This window comes from Arthrobacter sp. R3-55, from assembly GCF_054161505.1.
In genome coordinates, this window is the sequence record NZ_CP096423.1 from 1,069,705 (window position 1) to 1,090,476 (window position 20,772).

Consider the following 20,772-nt stretch of genomic DNA (forward strand, 5'->3'; position numbering starts at 1 on the left):
CAGTGCCAGGCTGCTTGGTGGTTGACCGTGATTTCCGGTACCACAACACAAAGGTTTCAATCACGATTCAGCCCCCATAGCTATGCCCCCATCGCCCCATCGGAGCGAATGAATCCAAAGACGCCCGGCCGCACCAGATGGTGTGACTTGACGTTTCAAGGGCAATCGTAAAGGGACTTTAGATGCATCACAAATTCAGGTGGAGGGGTTATGGCTGATGCCCTTGAAATGCAAATTGAAAGGCAGCTTTCAAGATCCATAATGCGCACAATGTGATACTAATCGCGCATTCTAAGCCTGCTGATTAGTTGATTACCGTGCAGTTGGGGACGCTTTTGCCTAAATGGCGGAGGGCTGAAGATTCATTCTGCGCATAATTTAGTAATTTGCGCGCACACTTGGCCGGCGGGCGACGATGCCCCCAGCGTAACGTCGACGACCACCTGACACCTTGGAGGGCTCAGTTGCCCTTTTCCAGCCCGTGAGCCGTCACGTACTGGCCTAACTGGTCCTTCGACAAGGCGGCAGCGATCTCTGAGATCGCGTTGGTGTCCGCCACAACAATGGACTGACCGTCGTTGGAGGTGCCCGTTCCCAAGGTGGGGAGGGCGAACATCACGGTGTCGGAGGCTCGAATGTCCCGCATGCTCAAGGCAAGGCTTCCGATCGCAGCGGCGTCCAGGCTCTTGTCCACGCTGATGAACGGTGACACCGAGGAGACCATGTTGTTGATGGTGACCGGGTTGGTCAGGGTCTCCCGGGCGATGGTCTTGCCGATGATCGCCTTGAGGTAGGCCTGCTGGTTGCGCACCCGCTGGTAGTCGCCGTCGCTGAAGGACTTGCGTTCGCGGACGAAGGCAAGTGCTTCGTCGCCGTTGAAAGTCTGTGTGCCGGCCGCATAGACATGGCCCTTCATGGGGCCGGAATTAGGCGAGAAGGGGATCTTGACGTCGATCTCCACCCCGCCAAGCGCGTCCGTCAGGCCCTTGAAGCCTTCGAAGTCCACCATGGCCACGTGGTCGATGCGTTGCTGGAACAGGGACTCAACCGTCTGCACCATCAGCGGGACGCCGCCGTAGGCAAGTGCGGCGTTGATTTTGGCCTCGCCCTTCCCGGGAATATCAACCCACAAGTCACGCATGAGGGACACGGCGTAGACATTCTTCCTGTCAGCAGGGATGTGGACCAGCATCAAGGTGTCAGCACGCTGATCGGCGGAAGCGCCGGTTTCGACGTCCACCTCGGAGGACCCGCGGGTATCGCTGCCCATCACCAGAATATTCATTGCAGCTGTGCCGTTAGTGGGTTCGGGCTTTTGTGGCCTGGTCGATTCCTCGGGGAATGCTGCGTCGATCTTGGTAGTGCCGGAGTTGAAGGTTTGCGCCAGATTGAATACATAGGCGCCGGCAACCAGGCCGATGACCAGTACCGCAGCCGCGAAACCAATGAGGACGTTCCGTGCAGTTTTCTTGCCACTTTTCCGATGCTCGGAAGGGGTCGCCCCGGAGGAATTTTCGGTGTCTGTTGGCAGCGTCATGGGTTCCTCGGTATCGGCATCAGGAGTGTTGATTCTATCAAGCCCGAAAATCATCGGTTTGAGCTGGAGAGTTTGGCAGGATGAAATGCGTTCCCGGTTGCCCATCCAATAGCACTATTGATTGAGCATAATGCGATTGAAGCCCCGGCCAGGTACTTATCGGCCGGGGCTTCGTCACAGAAGAATCTTCCGTCTTACCGCTCCGGGGTAAGCGCCTTCGAGTACAACACCGCACCGTTGGCGTTACGAAGACTCACGGTAAAGACGCCGTCGTCGGCAAGATCCACATGCCCGAAGTACTGGTTTTCACCATCGCGCGGTGACTCCCCGGGGAAGCGCCCGGCCTTGGCGAACAGAACTTCCGGCCCAAAGGTCTTGTCCATGTCGCTCGGCCCAAAGGAGCCCGCGTTGATCGGCCCGGCCACGAACTCCCAGAAGGGATCGAAGTCCGTGAAGGAGGCCCGCTCCGGGGAGTAGTGGTGGGCGGCGCAGTAATGGACGTCTGCCGTCAGCCACACCGTGTTCTTCACGCCAAACTTCTTGAACGCCGAAAGCACGCCAGCGATTTCCAGTTCCCGGCCCAAGGGGGCGCCGGGATCGCGATTGGCCAGGCTTTCCTGGTTCACTGAGCCGTCGGGGACGATGATGCCGAGTGGCAGGTCTGCCGCGATCACTTTCCAGGTCGCCTTGGATTTGCGGACTTCCTTGATCAGCCAGTCCACTTGCTCCTGGCCAAGGATATTGGTGGCGTAGGGTTCCTTGCCGTCGGTGTTGGGTGATTTGAACGTCCGCATGTCCAGGCAGAAGATGTCCAACCGCGGGCCGCGTGAAATCTTCCTGTAGATGCGCGCAGGCTGGTACTGTCCGGCGTCGAACGTTCCCGGGCGCCAGAGCGCCGCGGCGTCGGCGATCGGCATGTTTTCCTGCCAGGCCTGCCGGCCACGGGCGGCCAAGACGTTGACGTTGCGCTCGGTGTAGCGGGGGTCGTCCAGGATTTCGCCGGGGTACCAGTTGTTGGTGGTCTCGTGGTCATCCCATTGGGCGATCACGGGAACGTCGGCGAACATGGCGCGCATGTTGGCGTCGAGGGAGTTGTAGCGGTGCCTGCCCCGGTATTCCTTGAGGGTTTCGGCTACTTTGGTGACTTCTTCGGTGACGATGTTCCGCCACACCTGGCCGTCCTTTTCGGTGACAGTGGCGGCGATGGGGCCATCGGCATAGATGGTGTCGCCGGAGTGGATGAAGAAGTCAGGGCGGGTGGCGTGCATGGCTTTGTAGCCGCGCATCCCGCCAAGGTCCTCGTTGATGCCCCAGCCTTGGCCGGCGGTATCGCCGGTCCAGACGAAGGACTGCGCGTACGACGACGACCTGCCGCCCCCGCGCGCGTCGTCAGCGCCGCCGTCGTGCTTCCCCTTGGCTGAACCGGGCGCTGTGCTGAACGTACCGCGGACTGATTCGCCGGCCCCGTTCTCGTCCTCGAAGTTCAGCTCCAGTGCGAAGCGGGTGCCGGCGGGGAGCCCCGTGGCGTGGATTTTGGCGGTGAAGTCGCTGGCCTCGGTGGCCAGTGGCCCGCGGATGGTGCGGCTGAAACCGTAGCGGCCGCGAAGAATCTCGCCGGAGTCGTCAACCGCCTGCAGCAGTGCGGTGAGGCGGCCGGGGCCTGAGGCGCGGGACCAGAGGACGGCGGAGTCGGTGGTGACGTCTCCGGTTGCGATCCCGGTGGGGAGCGTCAGCCGTTTTCGGACCAGTGGTACAGCGGATGGTGTGGCGAATGCAGGTGCCGCGCTGGTGGCCAGGCTGGTCAGTGCCAGGCCCGCGAGGGACGTTTTGACGAGGGTGCGGCGAGTGAGGTCAGTCATGCCGTCCACTCTTGTCAGGGCCTGTGAACGGAAAGTGAGGGGGAGGTAAAGGAACCCGGACCTTGACTGAAAACGTCCGCTCCGCATATTCTGAACGAACGGTCGGTAATTTATTAGGAGCAACCATGGCATCGCAGAATCTGCAGTCAGTGCCCGCTGAGCTGTCCCCGGAAGAGCAGGAGCGGGAGGCAGCCGGACAGGCGTATTTTGATCGCATCATTTCGGAGGACTCGCGCATCGAACCGCGCGACTGGATGCCGGCGGCTTACCGCAAGACTCTGCTGCGCCAGATCTCGCAGCACGCACACTCGGAAATCATCGGCATGCAGCCGGAAGCCAACTGGATCACCAGGGCACCGAGCCTGAAGCGCAAGTCCATCCTCATGGCCAAGGTCCAGGACGAGGCCGGGCACGGCCTGTACCTGTACTCGGCCGCCGAGACCCTCGGCCAGTCCCGGGACCAGATGATGGAAGACCTCATTGCCGGCAAGGCCCGGTACTCTTCCATCTTTAACTACCCCACCATTTCCTGGGCTGACATGGGAGCCATCGGCTGGCTTGTTGATGGCGCCGCCATTTGCAACCAGGTGCCCCTGTGCCGTGCCTCGTATGGTCCTTATGGTCGCGCAATGGTGCGCATCTGCAAGGAAGAGTCTTTCCACCAGCGCCAGGGTTTCGAGATCCTGCTGGAACTGGCCAACGGCACGCCTGCGCAGAAGCAGATGGCCCAGGACGCAGTGAACCGCTGGTACGCGCCGTCGCTGATGATGTTCGGTCCGCCGGATGACGATTCGCCCAATTCCAAGCAGTCCATGGCCTGGAACATCAAGCGCTTTTCCAATGACGAGCTGCGCAGCCGGTTCGTCGGCATGATGGTGGAGCAGGTCCGGGTCCTCGGCCTGACCTTGCCTGATGAGGACATCCGTTTCAACGAAGAAACCAAGAAGTGGGAGCACGGGCCCTTGGACTGGAACGAGTTCAAGGAAGTCCTGGCAGGCCGCGGCCCCTGTAACTCGCAGCGCGTGGAGCGCCGCCGTGAGGCACATGAGAATGGTGCCTGGGTTCGCGAAGCCGCTGTGGCCTACGCTCGCAAGCAAGCACAGAAAGAGAACGCAGCATAATGGCTCCCCACGGTAACCCGGAAGCACCGGCCAGCGCCGCCAGCGAAATCAACCGCGAGGCACCCAAGGTTGCGGCCTCCAACGCTGAACGCACGACGACGACACCCGCCTCAGCCCCTGACGTCACCCCGCGTGGCGCCCACGAAGAGTCTCCGTGGTCCCTGTGGGAAGTCTTCGTCCGCTCCAGCCGCGGCCTGTCCCACGTCCACGCAGGTTCCTTGCACGCACCGGATGCCGCCATGGCCCTCCGGAACGCCCGCGATCTGTACACGCGCCGCAACGAAGGCGTCTCCATCTGGGTTGTCCCGGCCGAGGCGATTTCCTCCAGCGATCCCGACTCCAAGGGCTCTTTCTTTGAGTCGCCGCAGGGCAAGGACTACCGCCACGCGACGTACTACACCAAGAGCGAAGGCGTGAAGCACCTGTGAGCACTCAAGAAACTGCCAAAGACTCTGACTTCGCCATCGAAGGCCACGGCGATATCTCCGTGGGCGTCCACGGCGCCGGTGCATCCGGTGACGGCTCCGCCAGCGCCACCCGCATCACCCCGGGCAACGCGCTGCGTCCGGAGGACATCGCCCTGGAAATCAGCCGCGGACAGGTCAAGCCCACCGAAGATGTTGCAGAGTTTGCCTTGCGGATCGGCGACGACGGCCTGATCCTGGCCCAGCGTTTGGGCCACTGGATTTCCCGTGCTCCCGAGCTTGAAGAGGACATTGCACTGGGCAATATCGCGTTGGACCAGCTGGGCCATGCGCGCTCATTCCTCACCTATGCCGGGGCAGCATGGGGCAAGTCCGAGGACGACCTCGCCTACTTCCGGCGCGAGCATGAGTTCCGGTCCGCACACTTGTTTGAACAGCCCAACGGCGACTTCGCAGTCACCATTGCCCGCCAGTTCATCGTGAGCTACTACCAGTACCAGCTCTACACAGCACTGACCGGGTCCTCGGACGCCACCCTGGCAGCCATCTCCGCCAAGGCTGTCAAGGAAGTGGATTACCACCGCGATCACAGCGCCCAGTGGGTACTGCGACTGGCCGGCGGCACGGACGAGTCCCGCGCACGCATCATCCAAGGCTTCAAGCTGGTGTGGCCGTACGTGGATGAACTGTTCGAGGACGATGAACTCACCACGCGTCTGGCTGAGGCCGGTATTACTGTCCAGCCCTCCAGCCTCCGCGCGGAATTCGATCGCCTCATCGGCGACATCATGGCCGAGGCCGAGCTGGACATCCCTGGTGTCCCGCAGTCACTCGGCGGCGGTCGCCATGGCAAGCATTCCGAGTTCCTGGGCTACATCCTTGCTGAAATGCAGGTCCTGGCCCGCGAGCACCCCGGCGCGAGCTGGTGACCAGCATGGCAACGCAGACGCGCACGCAGCAAAAGACCGCCGAGCAGCGGGCCTGGGACATCGCGTCCACGGTCTGCGATCCGGAGATCCCCGTCCTCACCATTGAGGACCTGGGGATCCTCCGCGGCGTGCGGGTTGTCGACTCACCAGACTCGAGCCCAACATCAGGCCGGCACGACGACGGCGCCGCACCTGCCGCCGTCGAGGTCACCATCACGCCCACCTACTCGGGCTGCCCGGCGATGGACGCCATCGGAGACGACTTGCGGACAGCCTTCGAAAAGGAGGGTTACGCGAGCGTGCACATCAACCTGGTGCTCTCCCCGGCGTGGACCACTGACTGGATGACCGAGTCCGGCAAAGCCAAGCTGGAAGAGTACGGGATTGCCCCGCCCAGTGGCATGGCTGCCGCCGGTGGGCACTCCGGTCCTGTCCGTTTGAGCCTGGCAGTGAAATGCCCGCAGTGTTCGTCGTTGAACACCAAGGAACTCACCCGCTTTGGTTCCACGTCCTGCAAGGCGTTGTTCGTCTGCCAGGACTGCAAGGAACCGTTCGACTACTTCAAAGTCCTCTAAGGAATTCCATGACCACCGAAACCCAGACGGCCAGCCGCCGTCGTGCGTCTTTCCACAACCTGACCGTCTCGGAAGTCCGGCGCCTGACGGACGATGCCATCGAGGTCACGTTCGGGGTTCCGGCCGAGCTTGCCGGACAGTATGACTACTTGCCCGGCCAGTACGTGGCCCTTCGCACCACGCTGCCGGATGAGCAGGGCGAGCCGCACGAAGTTCGCCGCAGCTACTCGATTTGCGCAGAGCCGCGCAGCTTCGAGGACGGCAGCAGCGAGATCCGCGTGGCCATCAAGAAGGACCTGGGCGGCTTGTTCTCCACCTGGGCAAACGCCGAACTCAAGGCTGGCGACGTCCTGGACGTCATGAGCCCGCAGGGTGCTTTCATTTCACGGCACGGCAAGGACGGCGCCGCCGTTCAGCACAACGTCATGAACTCCATGAACCACCCGGAGGAATTGGCGGGGGAGCCGGGCAACTTCGTGGCGATTGCTGCGGGCTCGGGCATCACGCCGGTCATCGCCATCGCCCGCACTCTGCTGGCGGCCAATCCGGAGACCACCTTTGACCTGGTGTACGCCAACAAAGCTGCCATGGACGTCATGTTCCTTGAAGAGCTGGCGGACTTGAAGGACAAGTACCCGTCGCGCCTGGCGCTTCACCACGTGCTGTCCCGTGAGCAGCGCATCGCACCGCTGATGACCGGGCGCATTGATTCGGAGAAGCTGCAGGCGTTGCTCAGCAGTGCCATCCGTTCCGAGGATGTGGACGAATGGTTCCTGTGCGGACCGTTCGAGTTGGTCCAGTTGTGCCGAGACACGCTCGCTGCCCGCGGCGTTGAGCCCGAGCACGTGCGTTTTGAACTGTTCACTACCGGCCGCCCGGACCGCCCCGAAGGCAATGCCGGCCGCCCCGTGGTGGAGGACGAGTCGCAGGATACGTACAAGATCACCTTCACCCTTGACGGGCTGACCGGCGACGTCGCCAGTCCCACCCACGCCCGCGAATCCATCCTCAACGCCGCGTTGCGCGTCCGCCCGGACGTTCCCTTCGCGTGCGCAGGTGGTGTTTGCGGCACCTGCCGCGCCAAGCTGATCACCGGTACGGTGACCATGGATGAGAACTACGCCCTTGAGCAGGACGAGCTGGACAAGGGCTACGTCCTGACCTGCCAGTCCCACCCCACCAGCGAAGAAGTTACCGTCGACTTCGACGTCTAAGGAGTCCCCATGATCGAGCTCTCCATTGCCAACGGTATTGCCGAAATCGTCCTCAATTACCCGGACAAGCTGAACTCGCTCAACGAGGACGCGCTTGCCCAACTGGACAAAGCGTACGACGACGCCGCTGCCGCCGCCTCACGCGGTGAGGTGCGGGCGCTGCTGCTTCGCGGTGAGGGCCGTGCCTTCTGCGCCGGCCGCGACATCTCAGGAGTGGCACCGGAAACCGATGATGCCCAGGCGTACCTTGGCGGACTCGTGGAACCGTTGCTGAAGAAGATGGCCGCATTCCCCGCACCCACGTTTGCCGCTGCCCACGGCGCTTGCCTGGGGGTGGGGCTGGGGTTGTTGCTGGCCACGGACGTTGTGTACGTGGCGGACAACGCCAAGTTCGGTTCACCCTTTGCCAAGCTCGGGGCCACTTTGGATTCGGGCGGGCACTGGTACTTTACTGAGCGCTTGGGCATGCACCGCACACTTGACCTGATCTACACCGCCGACCTCATTTCCGGGGCGGAGGCTGTGGAGCAGGGGATGTTCAGCCGGGCGATGCCGGCGGATTCCTTGTTGCCGGTGACCCGGGAGATCGTTTCCCGTGTGGCCCTTGGGGCGACCGAGGCGTTCAATGCCTCCAAGGAACTGGTAGCCCACATCCGGGACCAGCGCCTTGGCTTGTGGGCTTCCATGGCCGAGGAAAACACGGAGCAAGCACGTCTTTGCAAGACCGATGACTACGCCGAGGGTTTCCGTGCCTTCCAGGAGAAGCGGGCACCCGTCTTCAAGGGCTAGCTCCCACTTTCGCTGCCGGATCCCGCCCTTGTTCGCTCCCCTCGCAGCAGTGCGCTGAGTGGGACGGATAAGGGCGTGTTTCGTGGGGCCAGGGCCTAGACGAAGTCCTTGAGGAGCTTGTAGCCTGCCACTTTTCCTTCCAAGGAGATCACGGCAGTGTCCTGGTCCGGAGTGCTGACGTCCGTGAGTGCGCCGTACGTCAGTGCCGGCACCGCCGTCCCGCCCTTTGTGCAGGGAAACGCCGTGTACGAGCCGGAGCCGGGACTATCCGTGTAGGGGCCATCAGGAGGCATGACGTATGTTGTGGCCTTCAAGCAAACAAACACGTCTTCGAACGTGGTGCCCCGATATTTACCTGTACGGGTATCCAGGAGGTTTGCGCTCCAAAACGTGCCGGCAATGAGCTGATCTCCGCGGCCCACCGAGGGCAGGAGCCCGTACGAGTCCCAGGTCCGCGACTCCACGGGTTTGATTTCCCAGGCGACTTCGCCCGTAAGGGGGTCGTAGCCAACCAGTTTCGTTTGAGCGCTCCGGTACTTTCCTGCGGGAAATTCAATGAAGCCCTCTGTGTATTCGCAGCGGACGGGAAATGCATCGCCGTCCTCCAACTTGGTGCCCACGGTTCCGATAGTCTCGGCGCACTGCACCTGCGTGCCGTCCGCCGTCCATAGAACCCGTCCACTGGAAGCCCGGAAGCCCACCGTTTTGGTGGTGTCGCGAAGGTTCATTGAAAAGGTTTGTTCAGCGAACTTATCCGGAGAGAAATCGGTGGGATTGATGCCGACCGATCCTATGTAAAGGTCCAGCTTTTCGGAGTAGATGAAGTGCCTGCCAAAATCGGTGGAGGCACCCTTGCCAAAGACCTTCTCTATCTCCACTTCCCACAGGACCTCGCCGTATGCCACGTGGGCCAGCTTTTCAACTCCGTCCGTCACCACCGAGTACAGCTCTTTGCCCACAGGCTGGAAAACCCCGGTGAGCGGGTTGATGTCAGCACCCCCGGACTCCTCACCGGTTTCAATGTCCACCCAGTGTTCAACTGACTGGGTGTTCTCATCAAAGGCTATAAAGCACAGGTCGAGGAGTCCGTCGCAGGCAAACGGACGGGTGCTGACCAGCTCAGGCCGTCCGCGGTACAGCTCCTTGCCGGTGCGGAGGTCAAAGGCAACAGGCGCAGTCCACCACGACACGTCACTGTGGAGCCCGGCAGGAACAGAAGCCGCCTGCAGGAAGATCGCGACGCTCCGGCCCGAGGCTGTCTTGCTGACGACAGGCTCCAAAGGTACTGAAGGAGCTTCATATCCCGGATGAACGGGCTGCGTCCACAGTTGTTTGCCGTCAGCGATTGAGAAAGCATGGGCATTCACACCGGTGGTCGTCGACGCGTAAACCAAGGCAACGCCGTCGGCAACCACAGGCTGGCCGATCGGAGTCAGCTCAACTTCCCACGCCGCCGTCGCGGTTTCTGTATTTCTCGCCGCCGGAGCCGCGCTGGCTGGAGGCGTGGTTGCTGTGGGTTCTACCGGTAGGGGAATCATGGTGCACGCCGACAGCATCATCGCGGCGCCCACGGCGGCGATCCGTAATCCAATGGACGTGATGCCGGCAAGGGCCCGCGAGGATCGGGACTGAATCATGGTTCCCCCAGGAACGTCAATGGTTCAGCACCCTAAGTGCGTGGTTCCAAACCAAAAAAGGCCATCAAGATGTGGCTCAAGTAGAGAATACAGCTCGTCCCATCCGATGCGCTTTTGCTTGCCTTCCGGCCACAGGAAGCGCAGGCTATGATCAATTGATCAGTATGCTTAGTTTTGATATAAAGCTGACTATGACTCGTGCATAAGGGTCGTTCGCCCAACGGCAACGCACCCAGCGGAGCCGCCACCCTTCAGGAACTGCAATGGACACTTCATTCAGAGGCACAAACCGCACGGCACGTCAGGGCCGACTCCGGACTTTCGGGGTCGAAGAAGAATTTCTGCTGGTTGACCCCATATCCGGCAAAGCGATGCCGCTCGCTGAACAGGTTTTGATGCAGGCCATGGGCGTCCCGGAATCGGGACCGGCGCTGGCCTTGGAAGTCAAGCAGGAACAGATCGAGGTTGTGGGTCCCGTCTGTTCTACGTTGCAGGAGTTGGAAACCGGCATCCGCGCGGGACGTTCCTTGGCGGACGAAGCCGCCCGTAAGGTGGGCGCAAGGGCAGTGGCCCTGGCAACAAGTCCGGTTGCCGGGCTGCCCACGCTGGTCCAACAGCCCCGATACCTCACCATGGCCAGCCGGTTCGGGCTGACGCTCCGTGAACAGCTCACCTGCGGTTTCCATGTGCACGTCCAGATCACCTCCGGTGAGGAGGGTGTGGCTGTCCTGGATCGGATCCGTGTCTGGCTGCCTCTGCTGTTGGCCCTGAGCACGAACTCGCCCTTCTGGCAGGGGAGCGATAGCGGCTATTCAAGCTTCCGCTACCAAGCCTGGAGCCGGTGGCCGACGGCGGGACCTTGCGAAAGGTTCGGTTCCGAGCGTGAGTACCGGCGTTACGTTCAATCGTTGCTCGCTTCCGGGGTGCTGATTGACGAAGGCATGATCTACTTCGATGCCCGTCTTTCCCGGAACCATCCCACAGTGGAGGTACGCATCGCCGATGTTTGCATGGAGGCTTCACATGCGGCCGTCATCGCCACAATTGTGCGGGCGCTTGTTGAAAAGGCTTCACAGCAGTGGCGGGCAGGTGTCCTGGCGCCACGCCTCACTGCGGAGCAGTTAAGACTGGCTGCGTGGAAGGCGAGCGAATCCGGCGTCGAAGGCATGCTGCTGCATCCTCTGCTGAATACACCGTGCCCGGCAACCGAAGCTATTCAGGTTCTTCTGAAGCACATCCGGCCGATTCTGGCCGGTAGCGGAGACGAGCAGCGGGTGATGACGACGGTGGCCACGATGCTGTCTCCCGGAACGGGTGCGCAGCGTCAGCGGGACGTCATGATGCGTACAGGTGACTTGGCCGCAGTGGTGAGGGACGCCGTCGAACGCACCCACGGTGCCGCGGCACCCCAAGGTGCCCCGGCACCCTCTGACCGAAGCCGACGGCGGCTGCAGGCTACCGAATCGATCTAAGGAGAGCGGGGAATGCGGCACGAGGATGATGTTCGGGCTTACCTACAGGAGCACCTGCCAGGTTTCCTTGACCGGCTTTCGGAATGGGTCCGGATTCCGTCGGTAGCCGGCGTCCCTGAGCGGAGGAAGCACCTGACGCGTTCAGCCAACTGGTTGGCCGGAGAACTTCGGGATATCGGCTTTCCCATCACTGAAATATGGGAAGGATCCCAAGGACCTGCGGTCTTCGCGGAATGGATGGGGGCGCCCGGGGCCCCGACGGTCTTGATCTACAGCCACCACGATGTCCGGGCGGTCAAGGAAGAAAACTGGGACCAGACCGACCCGTTCAGCCCGGTATTCCGCGATGGCCGGCTCTACGGCAGGGGTACCTCCGATGCGAAGGGCCAGGTGATGGCACACCTCTGGGGTTTGCGGGCGCACTTGGCGGTCACCGGCAGGAAGGCGCCGGCTGTGAACCTCAAGCTGATAGTGGAAGGCGAGGAGGAGGCCGGCTCTCCCGGCCTGGCGGCCATGGTCCGCAATCACCGTGAGCGCCTGAAAGCGGACGTGGTGATTTTTTCTGACACCCTGCTGTGGAAGGCCGGCCACCCTGCCATCTGTACCAGCGTTCGGGGCCTGGTCTCCGTGCACTTGGAGGTCTATGGGCCGCGGGCCGACATTCATAGCGGGGCCGTATCCGGACCTGCACCTAATCCCGCCCTCGAGATGAGCAGAATGCTTGCCGGCCTCCATGACGAGAAGGGGCGCATCGCTTTTCCTGCCTTCTACGACTGCGTGGAGGTCATCCCGACCAAACGCAGGCAGGAGTTGGCGGCCCTTGACTTTGACCCGGAAGACTGGCTGGCCCGTTCACGCACGCGCAGTATCCGGGAAGAGGCCGGCTACACAGTTCTGGAGCAGCTGTGGGAGCGCCCGGCGTTGGAAGTCATAGCGCTGGTGGCGGGAGACCCGGTAGGGGTGAAGCGGGCGACAGTGCCGTCCATGGCATCTGTTGACCTGACCATCCGAACTGTCGCGGGCCAAACCGTGCCAGAGGTTGCGTTCCAAGTCAGGCATTGGTTTGAAACCATGAAGAGCAACCACTACGACTACCAGTTGGCAGTGGACACCGAAACGGCACAGGAACCATACCGGACACCCGAAAACCCTGTCCTCGACGCCCTGTCCATAGCCATGGCAAAGGGTTTCGATGTTGACGAAGTGGGACGTATGGGCAATGCAGGGGGAGGCCCCGCCGAGTTGTTGTCCACGGCGTTGGACGTGCCGGTGGTCTTCTTCGGCACAGGGCTGGTTGAGGACAACTGGCACGACAGCGATGAAAGCGTCTGCGTTGACATCCTGCGGGCCGGGGCCGCCACCTTGGCTTTCCTCTGGGATGAACTTGTCAGTTCCTGAGTGCCGCCCAAGGCCGGACGGATGGTTCGGGCGGTCCGCCGGCGGCATGCCCGTTGACGAAGCGAATCCCGCTGTGACTATTCTGAGAATGGATCGTTGAGACGATCAGGTCCAGCAAGCGGCCTCAGCTATGGTGCGGGAACTTGGGTCCCGCGAAAGGTCTTTGTCCTATGTCCCAGCAACTTCCCTTCGACGAACTGACCCTGACTCTTGCCCGGATCAAAGGCTTGCTCCTGACAGAGGAGAAGGTGGACCGGGCTGTTCAATTACTGGCCGAAGGAATCCGTGATGCCTTCCCCGGCAGCGCAGGAGCCGGTGTGTCCCTGATAGACGAGCAGGGCAATAGAACCAGTGCCGGGGCAACGGATCCCCTGGTCATTCAAGGGGACCAGTCCCAGTATCGGCTGGGGGAGGGCCCGTGCCTCAGCGCGTGGGCGACGGAAAGCACAGTGATCGTTGACGACGCCGGGACCGATGACCGTTGGCCGCAGTGGGCTGAAGAAGCGCGGGAACTGTCCATCGCGTCCGTCATCAGTGTCCCCTTGGTACGTGGAACCAGATGCCTTGGCGCCATGAAGCTCTACGCCGCAGCCCCTGGAGCCTATGGCCAAACGACGGCTCGTTCCCTGAAGAAGCTCGCTGAGTCCGCAGCTATCCTGCTGGACAACATACAAACTTCCGAAACTCCGAGGCGCCTCAGCGAGGGCCTGGTGGGGGCGTTGACCAGCCGGGACGCCATTAGCCGCGCACAGGGTTACCTCATGGGTCAGCGCGGCATGACCGAGGAAGATGCCGTCAGGGAGCTGCTTAATCTGTCCCAGGAGGCCCAGCAGTCTTTGGCCTCCGTCAGCGCCGAAATCCTCAGGGGTGGGAGGACGGAAGGCTCTTATGACAGAACCTGAGCGGAACAATTGCGAGGGACTGTCTCTTCAAGAACAACTCCAGCTCAAGGGCCTGCGCAAAGCCCTGACAAACGCCGGAATTCCTCATGAGGATTTATGGTTGCGCTACTTTTCCATTGGCGGGATGGTGGGCGAATACGAAGTGGACGCCTACCTTCAGTCGCTTCACTCGCTGCCGCCGCTGCAGAGGGACCTGCTGGCGCACGCGGCAAATGAGCTGATCGACGAATTGCCGGCCCGTCCCCGGGCGCCCTACACGGAACAGGTGTCTCAGCGCCGTTCGCTCCTGCGGGGGGAAGGGCGGCAACAGAGGTAATCGTTCATCTTGCAATAGAGGTTTCTCAGGGACGGTGCTCCTGCTGGTAAACGTCCGGAATGCCGTCTTCATCGGAATCCACCGCCTCCTCGGCCTCGGCAATGCGGTACTGGCGGTTGCGTGTGCTCAGGACAATGGAAGCCAAAATGGCGGCCAGCAATGAAGCAGCCAGAATACCCACTTTGGCGTGATCGTCGTGGATGCTCCCTTGTCCGAAGCCGAGTTCGGCTACCAGCAATGAAACGGTGAAGCCGATTCCAGCCAGCATGGACACACCCAGGACATCTATCCATTTAAAGGAGCTGTCCAAGGATGCCTTGGTTATCTTGGTGAGCAGCCAGGTTGTTCCGAGGATGCCGATCGGTTTGCCCAGGACGAGCGCAACAATGATGCCGATGGCTACAGAGCCGGACAACGCTGTTCCGAGGCCCTCCCAGCCGCCCACTGCGACGCCGGCCGAGAAGAAGGCGAAAACCGGGACGGCGATCCCGGCGGATATTGGCCGGAAGCGGTGCTCGAAGATTTCGGAGAGCCCGGGGCCGGCACTTGGTCCTCCGCTGGCTTGTGAGCGAATCACCGGAACGGCGAACCCCAGAAGCACACCGGCAACCGTGGCGTGGATGCCGGAGGCATGAATGAGTGCCCACACGGCTACCCCCAGGGGAAGCAGGATAAGCCAGGCTGCCACGGGCTTGGTGCCGAAGAACCGACGGTACTTTTGGGCCAGGAAGGTGTAGGCGCCCAGCGGGATCAAGGCGAAGAGCAGCGGCGGGAGTTGGATGTCAGTGGAGTAGAAGATGGCGATGATGCTGATGGCGATCAGGTCATCGACAACAGCCAACGTCAGCAGGAATATTCGCAGACCGCTGGGCAGATGTGAACCGATAATCGCAAGCACCGCCACTGCAAAGGCAATGTCCGTGGCAGTGGGTATGGCCCAGCCGCGGAGAGTTTCCGGGCTGCTGGCGTTGATGACCGTATAGATGACGGCAGGAACAATGACGCCGCCGGCTGCCGCTGCAATGGGGACTATTGATTTGCTGAACTGACGAAGGTCTCCGGCGACGAACTCACGTTTGAGTTCCAGTCCTACGAGAAAGAAGAAAATGGCCAGGAGGCCGTCGGCTGCCCACGCGCCGAGGCTAAGTTCCAGATGCCAGGGCTCGTTGCCGATCTTGAGGTCGCGCAAGGCAAAGTAACTGTCCGCAGCAGGGGAGTTGGCCCAGATAAGGGCTATTACTGCGCCGGCAACCAGCAGGGCGCCGCCCACTGTTTCTTTGCGGAGGATTGCTCCAATGCGGAGCGATTCGGCGTAGCTTCCGCGACCGAGGATGGAGGAACGCGGAGGGCCGGACGGGTGGTTCATAAAAGTGTCCTCCGCAGGGGGCGTCATTACACACTCTCCATTGACCAGGAAGGGAGGTGCCCGCAACGAACTGCGGGCACCCCCTTTTTGGGAGAAGAGGAGCGATCTCTACTTATTTCCGTTTCCCCGGGGAAGAAACGGAGGATGTGGTGTCCTGGACGGTTTCTTCCTCCGAAGCCAATCGTTCACTGAGCTGTGCTTCCACTGCCTCGGTGACTTGCTCCGCAAAGTGCTCCTGGTAGTGCTCTTGGACGGAATCGTGGATCTGCTCCGCCACGTGTTCCTGGTAATGCTCTTGGACGGAGTCCGCCATGGAATCCTGCACGTGTTCGGTGACATGAGCGGTCATTTGGTCGCGGGCAAGTTTGCGCTGGGCCCGCATCAACGCAACATGTTCTCTATGGAAGGCCTTGGCAGTGGAGATACACATCAAGATGATCACCACGCTGAAAGGCACCGCCGTCAGAATTGCCGCCGTCTGAATCGCTTGGAGGCCGTTGGCCAGAAGCAAAGCGATGGCTACCGCAGCAGCTGCCAGGGCCCAGAAGATCCGCAACCAGTTCTTGGGCTCAGCATGGCCACCGGTGGAGATCATCCCCATCACCAGTGCGCCGGAGTCTGCCGAGGTGATGAAGAAGATGGCGATGAGAAGAATGGCGCCGATGGTGAGGAGGGTTCCGCCGGGAAGGTCGCCCAGGAGGCCGAAGAGAGCACCTTCGGTATCCACGCTGCCGTCGGCGCCAATGAGGCCGCCACCGCCGAAGAGTTCGCGGTAAATCGCTGCGCCGCCCAGAACCGAGAACCAAAGGAACCCAACCGTCGTGGGAACCAGGAGCACACCGGCAACGAACTGCCGGACTGTGCGTCCCTTTGAAATGCGGGCGATGAAGATCCCAACGAAGGGTGCCCATGAGATCCACCAGCCCCAGTAGAAGGTTGTCCACGCAGCCTGCCAGGCTTCGCCTTCCGCGCCGGAGAAGGCCAGAGTGTTGAATGTCAGGCCCACAACGTTTTGGAGATAGTGGCCGATTGACTGCACAAACTCGCGCAAAAGGAAGAGCGTGGGTCCGGTGAACAGGACAACGAGCATCAACAGGGCGGCAAGGACCAGGTTGGTATTGGACAGCCATTTCATGCCCTTGCCCACACCTGACACCACCGAAACAATGGTCAACGTAATGATGCAGAGGATCAGGCCGATTTGGGTCATGGTGGTGGCCTGCAGAATGTTCGCCTGCTCGAGGCCGGCGGAGATCTGCAGTACGCCAAGGCCCAGGGAGGTGGCTACGCCGAAGAGCGTACCGACCAAAGCAAAGATATCGATGAGGTTTCCCCAGCTGCCGGCTACCCGCTTCCGGCCCAGGAGCGGCTCCAAAGCCCAGCGGATGGAGATGGGGCGGTTTTTGCGATGCACGGCGTAGGCGATTGATACACCCACCACAACGTAAATCGCCCAGGCGTGCAGACCCCAGTGGAGGTACGTTTGCGTCATCGCCTGCTGGGCGAGCACCAAGGGCGAACCTTCCACACCCGGGCGCGGTGAGGCAAAGTGATTCAAGGGTTCGGCCACACCGAAGAAGACCAATCCGATTCCCATGCCGGCCGCAAACAGCAGAGCGAACCAGGACATGACAGAGAACTCGGGGTCGTCGTCGTCCTTGCCCAGCTTGATGTCACCGTAGCGGCTAAGCCCGATCCAAAGGGCGAAAACTACAAAGAGGGCTATGGCTGCAACGTAATACCAGCCAAACCACTTGATGACGTTGCCCTGGATGGAACTGAACAAATCCGTGGCGGTGCCAGGGAAAATCGTGGCGAAGAGAACAAAAACCATGATGATGGTTGCTGCGGGCCAGAAGACCCACTTGGCTATTTTTTGCTCACCCGTTCCGGGCGGAGGGTTCGTCCCTTGCCCGGAGGCTGGGGAAACGTCCCCCGGTGGTTGGCTGATGGTCCCGGGGCCTGATGCGGCGGACATGACAGTTTCTCCTTTTGCGCCTGGAGCGCTCAGACTGCTCTAAAAAGTCGTCTCTTGTAAGTTTCGTCTGTTGTTGGTTCGTTGCAACCTGCAAGTTTACGGAACCTCAGCGAGAGCACGAATTTCGGGCACGGCGTCACACGGCATTGATGCACGATCGAGACGTCGGCCAATCCGGGAGTGGCTTTTAAGAGGGTGCATCAGTTCACCCTTCCCATCACCTCACGAACCAAGCCGCGGTTGCCGTGTATTGCCGGTCTTCCATGACCAGATAAGCAAGGCCGCAGAGCCAAGAGGTGCGAGGAAGGCGGACATCGTCACCAGTGGCAAACCCACCGTTGAGGCCGCAAGCCCCATCAGGACGACGACGGCGATTCGGCCGAAGCCGCCGGAAGTTACCAGCCGTCCCAAGGGGAGTGCGATGGCGAAACCCATAAGTGCTGCTGCAACCACAGTGGCAGGCCACTGAGACGGGTGGCCCGCCCCCAGGAGTTGTGCGAATCCTTGGACGGCCATGGCTGCGCATCCGAGGAGGACCACCCATGGTGTAGTGGGCCCGAGACGCCGGCCGAGCACCAGCCCGGCAAGAACCAGCAGAGGAACACCGGCGAAGGCGCCGTAGGCCAACCCGAGGTTCATCGCGTGAGTGGAGTCAGTGACATTGGGTGCCCAATTGCTGCCTGTGACGGCAAAGACGGCGCAGGCCAGCCCCACCAGGAACAGTGCAAGCGCGGCGCCGGCCACGGTAATCCGGTTCGGCGCAGGCACTTGGCGGGGATGGGCGGGCACGGCGGCCTCCGACGGTGCCGACCGCCCCTTCTGGAGGGCCAGGACAAGGAGTGCGATGGCACCCAACGTCCCCGCCATGGGTGGCATCAGCATGAGCGCCCCGAGCGCAAGAGCCGTGGGTGCGGCTACGAGCACGGCCTGTAAGGCGCGGACAGCAAGTGAAGGCCGGCCGGCCAGGAGGGCGCCAAAGGGAACCGCCAGGCTCACGGTCCCTGCAATCAGACCCAGAATCATGAAGAGCAGCATCGATGATCCAAACCAGCTGAAGCCCCGGTTCATATCGGCCTCGTCAAAGCGCACGGACAAACTTGCTGCCGCGAGCGCAGCCAGAGCCCATGCTGGGACTGCACTGACCGCTGTGAAAAGAGCGACGCCGGCAGGCAGGCGGCCGGCCCGATGCAAAAGCACGACGGCGGATAGGCTCGCCGCGAGCGGGCCGAGGAATCCACCCAGGATCAGGCGGGTAGGGCCGGCCCACGGAAGGTGGAGGGCGTTACTGAAGAGGATGCCATTGGCGCCCAAGAAGGCGAGCAACGATGCAGCTGCACACCCAATGGCCCACCGGTTTGATACCGAAAAACGGCGCGGCTGCGCAAATGTACCCACATCTACCTAACTTTTTGGCGGAAACCGCCCCCCATGGATCTCCCGCCAAACGGCAGTGGTTTACATGCTAACCGCGCCGGCCGTCCTTTCGGGCCGGGAACTGCATCTATATCCTTAAGAGATGAGTGACGTAGCGCGTTCCACCATCGCCTTCGAGGGGCATTTTGCCCGGGAGCTCCCGGAGCTGGCTATTCCTTGGCAGGCCGAGGAAGCGCCGGATCCGCAACTTCTGGTGCTCAACCAGCCACTCGCCGTCGAGCTCGGTTTTGATCCTGATTTCCTCCGAAGTCCGGAAGGCGTGCGGCTGCTGATCGGCAATGCCCTGCCGGAGGAAGCGACGCCGGTGGCCCAGGGATATTCGGGGCACCAGTTCGGCTTCTACTCTCCACGACTGGGAGACGGGCGTGCCCTCCTGCTGGGTGAGGTTGCCGGTTCTGACGGGAAGCTCCGCGATATTCATCTCAAGGGTTCGGGCCGCACGCCCTTTGCCCGGAACGGTGATGGACTGGCCGCGGTGGGGCCCATGGTGCGGGAGTACATCGTGAGCGAGTCGATGCACGCCCTGAACATTCCCACCACCAGATCGCTCGCGGTGGTTGCCACCGGGCGTCAGGTTCAGCGGGAGACTCTGCTGCCGGGGGCCGTCCTGACCCGGGTGGCCAGCAGTCACCTGCGCGTTGGTAGTTTCCAGTACGCCAGGGCTTCGAATGACCTGGACCTGCTTCGCCGTCTTGCCGACCATGCAATCGAACGCCACCACCCGTCGTCGGGCGCTGAAAGCAACCGCTACCTTGCACTCCTCAAAGCCGTCATCTCGGTGCAGGCGAAACTGGTGGCGCAGTGGATGCTGGTGGGGTTCGTGCACGGTGTCATGAACACGGACAACATGACAGTGTCCGGCGAGACCATCGATTACGGCCCGTGCGCTTTCATGGAGGGTTTCGACCCCGTGGCGGTGTACAGCTCCATTGATGAGATGGGGCGTTACGCCTACCGTAACCAGCCGGTGGTTGCCGAGTGGAACCTCGCCCGTTTTGCTGAGTCGATCGCAGCCCTGATCCATGAGGATGAGGAGCAGGCGGTGGCCCTTGCCATCGAGGCGCTCAAGGGGTTCCGCGAGGAGTACAGTGCCACATGGTTCAACGGCATGAAGGCCAAGCTTGGTCTGCCGGAGGACATCGACGACGACGTTGCCTCACCTGTGGTGGATGACCTCCTTCAGTTGGTTCAGGAGACGCGGGCGGACTACACCGCGTTCTTCCGAAGCCTCGGCAAGGCGGCCCGTGGGGAGGCCGAGCCGGCCCGCCGGCAGATCCTGGATCTGGCCGCGTTCGATGCCTGGTTGGAACGGTGGCGGGCACTGTCGCCGGATGCCGAAGCCATGGACCGGGTTAATCCGGTCTATATTCCACGGAATCATTTGGTGGAGGAGGCCCTTGCTGCAGCCGCTGTTGGGGACATGGGCCCAACGGAGCGGCTGCTGGCGGCCGTGTCCGAGCCTTATAGCGAACGCCCCGGGCTGGAAAAGTATGCCGAGCCTGCGCCGGAAAGCTTCGGCCCTTACCGGACCTTCTGCGGCACTTAGGAAACGCTGAGGGCAAGCGAGCCGTACGGCGTCGCTTGCCCTCAACTTATTGTTCTCTTGGTCCAGGCTTCCGGCGGTCTAGGACCAGACGGCCCGAACCACCATGTCTGCCCCTGCGGCCAAATGGTTTCCTGTGTGGCCTGCGTCCAGGACGCATACGTCCTCGGACTCTGGTGCGCCTGTTGATACGAGGCACTCTGCTGCCCTGAAACTCAGAAGGTCCACCGGCAAGCTATCGCCTATTTGAAGTTCACTCATGATGCCCTTTTTTACT

Annotated in this window: 18 protein-coding genes; 11 read left to right on the forward strand and 7 right to left on the reverse strand. The window is 61.7% G+C overall.

The genetic code is table 11. The features are described 5' to 3' along the window. Positions 1–460 precede the first annotated feature (460 nt). Together M1D51_RS05080 and M1D51_RS05085 are read right to left on the reverse strand one after the other, a co-directional pair. Positions 461–1,537 (reverse strand): LCP family protein, encoded by a 1,077-nt coding sequence (locus M1D51_RS05080; RefSeq protein ID WP_458108775.1) that lies wholly within the window; start codon positions 1,535–1,537, stop codon positions 461–463. 194 nt (positions 1,538–1,731) lie between these two features. Further along, on the reverse strand, positions 1,732–3,396 hold the full coding sequence (locus M1D51_RS05085) for an alkaline phosphatase D family protein (RefSeq protein WP_458108776.1): 1,665 nt from the start codon (positions 3,394–3,396) through the stop codon (positions 1,732–1,734). Positions 3,397–3,521: 125 nt separating this feature from the next. On the opposite strand from M1D51_RS05085, the gene paaA reads away from it, so the two are divergent. Genes paaA through M1D51_RS05115 form a run of 6 tightly spaced genes read left to right on the forward strand, consistent with a single transcriptional unit; the run spans position 3,522 to position 8,449 of the window. Beyond that, positions 3,522–4,517, forward strand: coding sequence for a 1,2-phenylacetyl-CoA epoxidase subunit PaaA (paaA, locus tag M1D51_RS05090; RefSeq protein WP_172324144.1), 996 nt, complete (start codon positions 3,522–3,524; stop codon positions 4,515–4,517). Further along, the gene (gene paaB, locus M1D51_RS05095; protein ID WP_458108777.1) at positions 4,517–4,945 is read left to right on the forward strand and encodes a 1,2-phenylacetyl-CoA epoxidase subunit PaaB; all 429 of its coding nucleotides are present in this window, start codon (positions 4,517–4,519) and stop codon (positions 4,943–4,945) included. The genes paaA and paaB overlap by 1 nt, the downstream gene beginning before the upstream one ends. Further along, positions 4,942–5,871, forward strand: coding sequence for a 1,2-phenylacetyl-CoA epoxidase subunit PaaC (gene paaC, locus M1D51_RS05100; protein ID WP_458108778.1), 930 nt, complete (start codon positions 4,942–4,944; stop codon positions 5,869–5,871). The genes paaB and paaC overlap by 4 nt, the downstream gene beginning before the upstream one ends. Before the next feature lie 5 nt (positions 5,872–5,876). Then, positions 5,877–6,446 (forward strand): 1,2-phenylacetyl-CoA epoxidase subunit PaaD, encoded by a 570-nt coding sequence (gene paaD / locus M1D51_RS05105; RefSeq protein WP_458108779.1) that lies wholly within the window; start codon positions 5,877–5,879, stop codon positions 6,444–6,446. A gap of 8 nt (positions 6,447–6,454) precedes the next feature. Further along, entirely contained in the window at positions 6,455–7,660 is a 1,206-nt protein-coding gene (gene paaE, locus M1D51_RS05110; protein ID WP_458108780.1) for a 1,2-phenylacetyl-CoA epoxidase subunit PaaE, read from the forward strand. A 9-nt stretch (positions 7,661–7,669) separates the two neighbouring features. Next, positions 7,670–8,449: an enoyl-CoA hydratase/isomerase family protein gene (locus M1D51_RS05115; protein ID WP_458108781.1), complete on the forward strand. Its 780-nt coding sequence runs from the start codon at positions 7,670–7,672 to the stop codon at positions 8,447–8,449. Between the two features lie 95 nt (positions 8,450–8,544). Here M1D51_RS05115 and M1D51_RS05120 read toward each other — a convergent pair whose 3' ends face one another. Beyond that, the gene (locus tag M1D51_RS05120; RefSeq protein WP_458108782.1) at positions 8,545–10,086 is read right to left on the reverse strand and encodes an outer membrane protein assembly factor BamB family protein; all 1,542 of its coding nucleotides are present in this window, start codon (positions 10,084–10,086) and stop codon (positions 8,545–8,547) included. Between the two features lie 263 nt (positions 10,087–10,349). Here M1D51_RS05120 and M1D51_RS05125 point away from each other — a divergent pair, with 263 nt between their 5' ends. The 4 genes from M1D51_RS05125 (at position 10,350) to M1D51_RS05140 (ending at position 14,174) form a co-directional block, all read left to right on the forward strand. Beyond that, entirely contained in the window at positions 10,350–11,558 is a 1,209-nt protein-coding gene (locus M1D51_RS05125; RefSeq protein WP_458108783.1) for a glutamate--cysteine ligase, read from the forward strand. 12 nt (positions 11,559–11,570) lie between these two features. Then, on the forward strand, positions 11,571–12,956 hold the full coding sequence (locus M1D51_RS05130) for a M20/M25/M40 family metallo-hydrolase (RefSeq protein WP_458108784.1): 1,386 nt from the start codon (positions 11,571–11,573) through the stop codon (positions 12,954–12,956). Positions 12,957–13,126: 170 nt separating this feature from the next. After that, the gene (locus M1D51_RS05135) at positions 13,127–13,858 is read left to right on the forward strand and encodes a GAF and ANTAR domain-containing protein (RefSeq protein WP_458108785.1); all 732 of its coding nucleotides are present in this window, start codon (positions 13,127–13,129) and stop codon (positions 13,856–13,858) included. Continuing rightward, entirely contained in the window at positions 13,845–14,174 is a 330-nt protein-coding gene (locus M1D51_RS05140) for a hypothetical protein (protein WP_458108786.1), read from the forward strand. Before M1D51_RS05135 ends, M1D51_RS05140 begins: the two co-directional genes overlap by 14 nt. A 25-nt stretch (positions 14,175–14,199) precedes the next feature. Here the strand turns inward: M1D51_RS05140 and nhaA are convergent, their stop codons facing one another. The 3 genes from nhaA to M1D51_RS05155 all read right to left on the reverse strand — a co-directional run bounded on the left by nhaA (position 14,200) and on the right by M1D51_RS05155 (position 18,913). Further along, positions 14,200–15,567 (reverse strand): Na+/H+ antiporter NhaA, encoded by a 1,368-nt coding sequence (nhaA, locus tag M1D51_RS05145; RefSeq protein ID WP_458108787.1) that lies wholly within the window; start codon positions 15,565–15,567, stop codon positions 14,200–14,202. Positions 15,568–15,652: 85 nt separating this feature from the next. Further along, complete coding sequence (locus tag M1D51_RS05150) at positions 15,653–17,518, reverse strand: BCCT family transporter (protein WP_458108788.1); 1,866 nt, start codon at positions 17,516–17,518, stop codon at positions 15,653–15,655. Positions 17,519–17,740: 222 nt separating this feature from the next. Continuing rightward, positions 17,741–18,913 (reverse strand): hypothetical protein, encoded by a 1,173-nt coding sequence (locus tag M1D51_RS05155; RefSeq protein WP_458108789.1) that lies wholly within the window; start codon positions 18,911–18,913, stop codon positions 17,741–17,743. Between the two features lie 121 nt (positions 18,914–19,034). Between M1D51_RS05155 and M1D51_RS05160 the strand changes: the two genes are divergently transcribed. Further along, on the forward strand, positions 19,035–20,498 hold the full coding sequence (locus M1D51_RS05160) for a protein adenylyltransferase SelO (RefSeq protein WP_458108790.1): 1,464 nt from the start codon (positions 19,035–19,037) through the stop codon (positions 20,496–20,498). A gap of 78 nt (positions 20,499–20,576) precedes the next feature. Here the strand turns inward: M1D51_RS05160 and M1D51_RS05165 are convergent, their stop codons facing one another. Continuing rightward, positions 20,577–20,756, reverse strand: coding sequence for a hypothetical protein (locus M1D51_RS05165; protein WP_172325321.1), 180 nt, complete (start codon positions 20,754–20,756; stop codon positions 20,577–20,579). Positions 20,757–20,772 lie beyond the last annotated feature (16 nt).

Coding starts and splice junctions, on each gene's coding strand:
- M1D51_RS05115 (WP_458108781.1), top strand. CDS start 7,670: ATGATCGAGCTCTCCATTGCCAACGGTATTGCCGAAATCGTCCTCAAT.
- M1D51_RS05085 (WP_458108776.1), bottom strand. CDS start 3,396: ATGACTGACCTCACTCGCCGCACCCTCGTCAAAACGTCCCTCGCGGGC.
- M1D51_RS05150 (WP_458108788.1), bottom strand. CDS start 17,518: ATGTCCGCCGCATCAGGCCCCGGGACCATCAGCCAACCACCGGGGGAC.
- M1D51_RS05125 (WP_458108783.1), top strand. CDS start 10,350: ATGGACACTTCATTCAGAGGCACAAACCGCACGGCACGTCAGGGCCGA.
- nhaA (WP_458108787.1), bottom strand. CDS start 15,567: ATGACGCCCCCTGCGGAGGACACTTTTATGAACCACCCGTCCGGCCCT.
- paaD (WP_458108779.1), top strand. CDS start 5,877: ATGGCAACGCAGACGCGCACGCAGCAAAAGACCGCCGAGCAGCGGGCC.
- M1D51_RS05120 (WP_458108782.1), bottom strand. CDS start 10,086: ATGATTCAGTCCCGATCCTCGCGGGCCCTTGCCGGCATCACGTCCATT.
- M1D51_RS05165 (WP_172325321.1), bottom strand. CDS start 20,756: ATGAGTGAACTTCAAATAGGCGATAGCTTGCCGGTGGACCTTCTGAGT.
- M1D51_RS05160 (WP_458108790.1), top strand. CDS start 19,035: ATGAGTGACGTAGCGCGTTCCACCATCGCCTTCGAGGGGCATTTTGCC.
- paaE (WP_458108780.1), top strand. CDS start 6,455: ATGACCACCGAAACCCAGACGGCCAGCCGCCGTCGTGCGTCTTTCCAC.
- M1D51_RS05135 (WP_458108785.1), top strand. CDS start 13,127: ATGTCCCAGCAACTTCCCTTCGACGAACTGACCCTGACTCTTGCCCGG.
- paaB (WP_458108777.1), top strand. CDS start 4,517: ATGGCTCCCCACGGTAACCCGGAAGCACCGGCCAGCGCCGCCAGCGAA.
- M1D51_RS05130 (WP_458108784.1), top strand. CDS start 11,571: ATGCGGCACGAGGATGATGTTCGGGCTTACCTACAGGAGCACCTGCCA.
- M1D51_RS05140 (WP_458108786.1), top strand. CDS start 13,845: ATGACAGAACCTGAGCGGAACAATTGCGAGGGACTGTCTCTTCAAGAA.
- paaA (WP_172324144.1), top strand. CDS start 3,522: ATGGCATCGCAGAATCTGCAGTCAGTGCCCGCTGAGCTGTCCCCGGAA.
- M1D51_RS05080 (WP_458108775.1), bottom strand. CDS start 1,537: ATGACGCTGCCAACAGACACCGAAAATTCCTCCGGGGCGACCCCTTCC.